Raw genomic sequence first — 2,323 nt, forward strand, 5'->3', positions numbered from 1 at the left:
CATGGGCTTTGGAGGGTGCCGCAATAGCCCTGTTGCTGGTCGCAGCTGCGGGGATAGTGTTGCCGCTGCGGCCTTGGGAAGAAACCGATCAAGAAAGTTCCGGTTTTCAACCGCCGGAACTGGCGCTCGATCTGAAACCCAGAAGTGGCCCCATCGTTGCCAAAACTGAGTATTCCATATCCGAGGAGAACATCGAGGCCTTTCTGTCCTGCATGCGCGCAAGGCGCCACGTTCAGAGCCGTGCAGGCGCACGAAACTGGACGCTCCAGCGAAACCTTCAAACGCCTTCACTTTGGACTGAGACCTTCCGCACGCCAACCTGGATGGATTTTCTTCGCCTCAATCATCGGCTCACGGCAGCGGATAAGGAAGTCGGCGATCATCTCCTGGCACTGCATGAGGAGGAGCGGCCTCCGCAAACAGTGCTTGCCATTGAGCGAACGACCGAGGCAGCTCGTACCCGGGCCTCAACAATCGTTTCTCGTCCTCCGAGGTGACGTCATGATGAGCTGTTTAGCCGATGAACAAGCGCGATCACCCCTAGGCGTTCAAGAGCACAAGGTTCGCACGGTGCCTTCTCTGCCGGAACCGATCTGTCGACTGACGTTCCGCACTGCCTTTTATGCGACATGGGGTAATTGCGGGAGGATTGCGCCATGAAGCAGTCACAAATGGGAGAGGTGGCTGCTCGCCCGATAAGATGGACATACGGGCTCACGATTCGCACGGGCCGGGCAACTATCGGAGAGAACAGCCATGGATGATTTTATCGGCCTTGATGTCTCGATGAAAGAGACGGCGATCTCAATTCGACGCGCGGGCACGCGCGTCTGGCGGGGCAAGTGTGCTTCTGACCCCAAGCTCATTGCCCAGCTTGTTCACAAGCGCGCGCCGGGCGTTAAACGCGTCGTGTTCGAAACGGGTCCCTTGTCGGTGTGGTTCTATCATGCACTGTGCGCTCAAGGGTTGCCGGCGATCTGTATTGATGCCCGTCATGCCAAGGCCGCGCTCGACATGGCCCCCAACAAAACCGATGCCAACGACGCGGATGGTTTGGCACATCTCGCAGAAGTGGGATTTTATCGTGAAGTGCGCGTCAAGGGACTCGACAGCATGCTGACCCGCACGCTTGTCGCGGCCCGAGCCCGGCTGCTTCGCATGACCACCGAATTATCAAACCAGATCCGCGGGCTCATGAAGACCTTTGGGCTGATCGTTCCGGCGGGCAAGGGAAACATGTTCGAGAGGCATGTTCAGAGACTTCTTGCCGATCAAGAGGAACTGGCCCTTGTTATTCTGCCGCTACTGAAAGCGTGGGGCAGCCTGCGCATGCGAGCCGCAGATCTATCACGTCAACTCATCGTCGATGCGCGGCAAAGCCAGACCTGTCGGATCCTCATGTCGATCCCTGGCGTTGGTGTGACCGTCGCAACGTCCTTTGTGTCGGCCATCGAAGATCCAGAGAATTTCAAGACATCTCGTTCCGTCGGCGCCTGGCTTGGCCTGACGACCCGCCGCTACCAATCAGGCGAGGTCGACTATGACGGCCATATCTCGCGGCGTGGCGATCCTCGCTTGCGTGCCCTTCTTTACGAGTCGGCGACGCTCATTCTGACCCGCAGCGCGGCCGACAGCTGCCTGCGGACATGGGGACTCAAGCTCAAGGAAAGGATTGGCTTCAAACGCGCTGCTGTAGCCGTTGCGCGCAAATTGGCCGTGACGATGCTCGCGATGCTCAAGGCCAATGCGTGCTTCGATCGACGCCTCGGAGGCGCCACAGCATGATATTTCGGTGAATAGCGTTCAACATCCGAGCGCTTGAGACGTCCCTGCCGGGCCGTGGGCAGAGTCATTCCGCTTCAAAAGTTGCACGCCGATTGACGGATGTGCGTATGCGACTCTGGAAGGCTCCTCCCGCGAAGCCCCATCGTGCGGCGGCTCCTGTCGACCGCGTAGACAACCATGCACCCGGCAGTGCCGTCGAAACGCCAGAAGAATAGTTGACGTCTCCATCGCAAGTAGACAACGCCAGAAGAATAGTTGACGTCTCCATGGCAATTAGACAACTTTCGAAGCACATAACGCGAACATCGAGCCCGAAAGCACCGTCTTTGCTTTCTGTCTCATAAGTCATTCGCGCCGAAGGACCGCGATCGGTATTGCGGCACTGTGGGCTATGTGTGGAGGTCGGCTTTCGGCTCAGCAGCAAGAACCAGTGCGTCAACACCAGCCATCACGGCTGCATCGAGATCGGCCGCCAAGGCGCGCAAACCACGATTCACGCGCACCAAAACAGATGCGCCCTTACGCGCCACCTTTGCCA

2 protein-coding genes are annotated in these 2,323 nt (G+C 58.3%); both read left to right on the forward strand.

The genetic code is table 11. The features are described 5' to 3' along the window. Positions 1-497 (forward strand): MFS transporter (locus NKH60_RS34720; RefSeq protein WP_352875091.1); only part of this gene is annotated, 497 nt, incomplete at its 5' end. Positions 498-756: 259 nt separating this feature from the next. Further along, positions 757-1,785, forward strand: coding sequence for an IS110 family RNA-guided transposase (locus tag NKH60_RS34725; RefSeq protein WP_352875093.1), 1,029 nt, complete (start codon positions 757-759; stop codon positions 1,783-1,785). The last annotated feature ends 538 nt before the right edge of the window (positions 1,786-2,323 follow it).

Source organism: Mesorhizobium sp. M1006 (genome assembly GCF_040318825.1).
GTDB lineage: Bacteria > Pseudomonadota > Alphaproteobacteria > Rhizobiales > Rhizobiaceae > Mesorhizobium.